2 protein-coding genes are annotated in these 5,665 nt (G+C 77.1%); both read left to right on the top strand.

Annotation, left to right across the window (positions count from 1 at the left end; all coding sequences use genetic code 11):
• Nucleotides 1–4,248 (top strand): SDR family NAD(P)-dependent oxidoreductase (locus ACZ34W_RS38240; protein WP_465611062.1); only part of this gene is annotated, 4,248 nt, incomplete at its 5' end.
• An 80-nt stretch (nt 4,249–4,328) separates the two neighbouring features.
• Nucleotides 4,329–5,665 (top strand): type I polyketide synthase (locus ACZ34W_RS38235; protein WP_465611060.1); only part of this gene is annotated, 1,337 nt, incomplete at its 3' end.

Below are 5,665 nucleotides of genomic sequence, written 5' to 3'. Positions count from 1 at the left end.
GCCTCGCACACCTCGCAGGTGGAGCGGTTGCGCGAGGAACTGCTGGCGGTGCTCGCGCCGGTCGAGCCGGGACCGGCCGAGGTGCCGTTCTACTCCTCGACGACCGGGAAGACGATGGAGGGGCGGGAGCTCGACGCCGCCTACTGGTACGCCAATCTGCGGCAGCCGGTGGAGTTCGAGGCCGCCACCCGGGCGCTGCTCGACGACGGCCACCGGGTCTTCGTCGAGGTCAGCCCCCACCCGGTGCTGACCACCAGCGTCCAGGACACCGTCGAGAGCGCGGAGGCCACGGCGACGGTGACGGGCACGCTGCGCCGTGACGAGGGCGGGCCGGAGCGCTTGCTGGCCTCGGTGGCCGGGCTCTGGGCCGCCGGTGTGCCGGTCGACTGGAGCGCCGCCACCGCCGGTGGCCGCCCGGTCGAGCTGCCCACCTACGCCTTCCAGCGCCGCCGTTACTGGGTGCGGACCGCGGCGGACGAGCAGGGCGGCTCGGCCGTCGGCCTCGGGCTGGGGGACGCCGGCCATCCGCTGCTCGGCGCCGTGGTCGCCCCGGCGGGCGGTGACGGCCTGCTGCTCACCGGCCGGCTGTCGCGGCGCGGCCACCCGTGGCTCGCCGACCACGCCGTGCGGGAGACGGTGCTGCTGCCGGGGACGGCCTTCGTCGAGCTGGCCGTCCGGGCCGGTGACGAGGCCGGCTGCCCGGTCGTCGGGGAACTGGTCATCGAGGCGCCGCTGGCGCTGCCCGAGCGGTCGGCGGTCGGCATCCAGGTCGCGGTCGGGGACGCCGACGACACCGGACGGCGCACGGTGACCGTCCACGCCCGCCCGGGCGAGGGGCGACCGTGGACCAGGCACGCCTCCGGGACCCTCGCCCCGGCCGACCCCGTGGAGGAGCCGGCCGACCTGGCCGTCTGGCCCCCCGCCGGTGCGGTCGCGGTGGACACCGCGGGCTTCTACGAGGGCCTCGACGAGGCCGGGTACCGCTACGGACCGGCGTTCCGCGGCCTGCGGACCCTCTGGCGGCGCGGTCCGGAGCTCTTCGCCGAGGTCGGCCTCCCGGAGTCCGAGCGCGCCGGGGCCGGGCGCTACGGACTGCACCCCGCCCTGCTGGACAGCGCCCTGCACGCCTGGGCGCTCCAGGGCGTCGGCGGCGCCGCCCGGCTCCCCTTCTCGTGGAGCGGGTTCCGCCTGCACGCCTCGGGCGCCACGGCGCTGCGGGTCCGGCTGGTGCCGACCGGTGAGGACAGCGTGTCGCTGCTGGTCGCCGACGAGGACGGCCGTCCGGTGGCCTCGGCGGCCTCGCTGCTGGTCCGGGAGATCCCGGGCGGCGCGCTCGCGCAGCGCGAGGCGGTGGCCCCCGACGCGCTCTTCGACGTGGCCTGGCAGCCGCTGCCGCTCCCGGCCGGACCGGTCGCGCGGACGGCGCGGATCCTGGTCACCGCGGCGGGCGACGCCGACCCGGCCCGGGCCGTCCGGGACGCCGTCCGGCACGCACTGACGGAGGTCCGGGCCAGGCTGGCCGAAACCCCCGCCGACGCGGGCCCGCTGGCCGTGGTGACCCGCGGTGCGGTGGCCGCCCGGGCGACGGACGGCGCGCCGGACCCGGTGGGCGCCGCCGTGCTGGGGCTGCTCCGCTCCGCCCAGGCCGAGCACCCCGGCCGGTTCGTCCTCGTCGACCTCGACGACGATCCCGCCGCCCCCGGGCTGCTGGACGCCGCCGTCGCCACCGGCGAGCCCCAACTCGCGGTCCGCGACGGCGTACTGCACGTCCCCCGGCTGGCCCGGGCGGTGGCGGCCCGGGGTGAACTGGCACTGCCCGACCCGACTGAGCTGCCCGCCACGCCTGAGCGGCCCGCCACGCCTGAGCGGCCCGACATGCCCGCCTGGCACCTGACCGCCGACGCGTCGGGCACCCTGGAGGGCCTGGCGTTCGCCCCGCACCCCGAGGCGCTCGCGCCGCTGGCCGCCGGCGAGCTGCGGATCGCGGTCCGCGCGGCCGGACTGAACTTCCGGGACACCCTGGTCGCGCTGGGGATGTACCCGGACCCGGCGGCGTACCTCGGCGGCGAGGGCGCCGGGGTGGTGCTGGAGACCGGCCCGGGGGTGACCGGCTTCGCCCCCGGGGACCGCGTCCTCGGCATGCTGCCCAAGTCCTTCGGACCGGTCGCGGTGGCCGATGCCCGGCTGGTGGCCCGGATTCCCGAGGGCTGGTCGTTCGCCGAGGCGGCGGCCATGCCGGTCGCCTTCCTGACGGCCTACTACGCCCTGTACGACCTGGCCGACCTGCGCCCCGGCGAGTCGGTGCTGATCCACGCCGCCGCCGGCGGCGTCGGAACGGCCGCCGTGCAACTGGCCCGGCACCGGGGCGCCGAGGTCTACGGCACGGCCGGCCGGGGCAAGTGGCCGGCGCTGCGCTCGCTCGGCCTCGACGACGACCGCATCGCCGACTCGCGGACCACCGGCTTCGAGCAGGCGTTCCTGGCGGCCAGCGGCGGGCGCGGGATGGACGTCGTCCTGGACTGCCTCGCGGGGGAGTTCGTCGACGCCTCGCTGCGCCTGCTGCCCCGTGGCGGAAGGTTCGTCGAGCTGGGCAAGACCGACGTCCGCGCCGCCGACGAGGTGGCCGCCGCGCACCCGGGCGTGACCTACCGGGCGTTCGACCTGGTGGCGGCCGCCGGCCCGGACCGGATCCAGCAGATGCTGGCCGAACTGGTGGACCTCTTCGAGCAGGGCGTGCTGTCGCCGCTGCCGACGACCTGCTGGGACGTCCGGCGGGCACCCGAGGCCTTCCGGGAGCTGAGCCAGGCCAAGCTGGTCGGCAAGGTCGTGCTGACCGTCCCCCGGCAGCTGGGCCCCGAGGGCACGGTGCTGGTCACCGGTGGTACCGGCACGCTGGGGTCGTTGCTGGCCCGGCACCTGGTGACGGCGTACGGGGTGCGGCATCTGCTGCTGGTGGGCCGTGGTGGCCCGGCGGCCGAGGGTGCCGGTGAACTGGAGGCCTCGCTGCGCGAACTGGGCGCCGAGGTGACCATCGCGGCCTGCGACACCGCCGACCGCGACGCGCTGCGGGAGCTGCTCGCCGGGGTCCGACCGCCACTGAGCGGCGTCGTGCACACCGCGGGCGTGCTCGACGACGGCGTGGTGGAGTCCCTGACCGCCGAGCAACTGGACGCGGTGCTGCGGCCCAAGGCCGACGCGGCACTCGCGCTGCACGAGCTCACCGCCGGTGAGGACCTCGCCGCCTTCGTCCTCTACTCCTCGGCCGCCGGTGTCTTCGGCAGCCCCGGGCAGGCCAACTACGCGGCGGCCAACGCCTTCCTGGACGCGCTCGCCGCCCGGCGGCGGGAGGCCGGCCGGCCGGCGCTCTCGCTCGCCTGGGGGCTCTGGGAGCCCAGCAGCGGGATGACCGGACACCTCGGCGCGAGCGACCACGGCCGGCTGGCCAGGAGCGGCGCCCTCGGGATGACCCCGGAGCAGGGCCTCGCCCTGTTCGACGCCGCGGTCCGGCTGGACCGGTCGACGCTGGTGGCCGCGCCGCTCGACCTGGCCGGCCTGCGCGAGCGCGGCGGGGACGTCCCCCCGCTGCTGCGCGAGCTGGTCGCCCCGGCGCGCCGGACGGCCGGCACCGGCCGGCCGGAGGACGGTTCCCTCGTCCTGCGGCTGACCAGGCTGCCCGCGGCCGAACGCACCCGCGTCCTGCTGCGGGCGGTCCGGGGCCACGCCGCCACCGTGCTCGGCCACGACGGGCCGGACCTGGTGGGGGCGGACCGCCCCTTCAAGGACCTCGGCTTCGACTCGCTGACCGCCGTCGAGCTGCGCAACCGGCTGAACACGGCGACCGGGCTACGGCTGCCCGCCACCGTGGTCTTCGAGAGCCCGAGCGCGCGCGAACTCGCCGAGCGGCTGCGGCGGGAGCTCTTCCCCGACGGGGAGGCGCCCGGGGCCGGGGCCGCCGCGGTGCCCGGTACCGGCGCCGACGAGGACGGGATCCGCCGGACCCTCGCCGCGCTGCCGCTCGACCGGCTGCGGGAACTGGGCCTGCTCGACGTGCTGTTGGGCCTCGCCGAGGAGGCCCCGGCCCCCGCAGCGGCCCCCGGGCCGCCCCCCGAGCCGTCCCCTGTCTCGGCGTCCGACCCGACGTCCGACCCGACGTCCGACCCGGCGCCCGTCGCGGAGGACGAGCTGGACCGGCTCGACGGCATGGACGCCGAAGACCTGATCGCCCGCGCGTTCGGCAGCACGACATGACGCCGCGCCCCGACCGCCCGGCCGGTCCGCCCGCCCGGGCCCCGCATGCCGACCGACCCGGAACCGCCAGTGGAGGAAAGATGGCTGAGACCCAGGACCGCCTCGTCGAAGCCCTGCGGCTCTCGCTGAAGGAGAACGAGCTGCTGCGCCGGCAGAACGCCGAACTCGCCGACCCCGCGCCCGAACCGATCGCGATCGTGGGCATGGCCTGCCGCCTCCCGGGCGGGGTGCGCACCCCGCAGGACCTCTGGACGCTGCTGACCGACGGCGCGGACGTGATCGCCGACCTGCCCCGGGACCGCGGCTGGGACATCGACGGCCGGTACGACCCCGACCCGGACGTGCCCGGCACGTTCTACGTCCGGCAGGGCGGCTTCCTGACGGACGTCGCGGAGTTCGACGCGGAGTTCTTCGGCATCTCGCCGCGCGAGGCGCTCGGGATGGACCCGCAGCAGCGGCTGCTGCTGGAGACCTCCTGGGAGGCCGTCGAGGCGGCGGGCATCGACCCGCACTCCCTGCGCGGCAGCCGGACCGGCGTCTTCGCGGGCCTCGGCTACCACGACTACGGCACCCGGCTGGGCCGGGTGCCGGACGGGCTGGAGGGCTACCTGGGCAACGGCCGCTCGGGCAGCGTCGCCTCCGGTCGGGTCTCCTACACGCTCGGGCTGGAGGGGCCGGCCGTCACGGTGGACACGGCCTGCTCGTCCTCGCTGGTCGCGCTGCACCTCGCGGCCCGCTCGCTGCGCCAGGGCGAGTGCGACCTCGCCCTGGCCGGCGGGGTGACGGTGATGTCCACCCTGGACGGCATCCTGGAGCTGGCCCGCCAGCGGGCCCTGGCCCGTGACGGCCGCTCCAAGGCGTTCGGCGCCGGCGCCGACGGCATGAGCATGGCCGAGGGGGTCGGCCTGCTGCTGGTGGAGCGGCTCTCCGACGCCCGCCGCCTCGGCCACCCGGTGCTCGCGGTCCTCCGGGGCAGCGCGATCAACCAGGACGGCAGGTCGAACGGCCTGACCGCGCCGAACGGCGCCGCGCAGCGCCGGGTGATCCGGCAGGCCCTCGCCGAGGCGCGGCTGACGCCGGACCAGGTCGACCTGCTGGAGGCGCACGGCACCGGCACCGCGCTGGGCGACCCGATCGAGGCCGTCGAGCTGCTGGCCACCTACGGCCAGGGCCGGCCGCAGGAGCACCCGGCCTGGCTGGGCTCGGTGAAGTCGAACCTCGGCCACACCCAGTTCGCCGCCGGTGTCACCGGGGTCATCAAGGCCGTCCTCGCGATGCGGCACGGTGTGCTGCCGAAGACCCTGCACGCGGACGAGCGGACCGGGCAGGTGGACTGGTCGTCGGGTGCGGTGGAGCTGTTGACGCGGGCGCGGCCGTGGCCGGAGACGGGGCGGCCGAGGCGTTCGGCGGTGTCCTC

Source organism: Kitasatospora sp. NPDC022856, from assembly GCF_055561235.1.
Note: the sequence above shows the minus strand (reverse complement) of the source record. Positions and strands in the feature narration are given on the sequence as shown.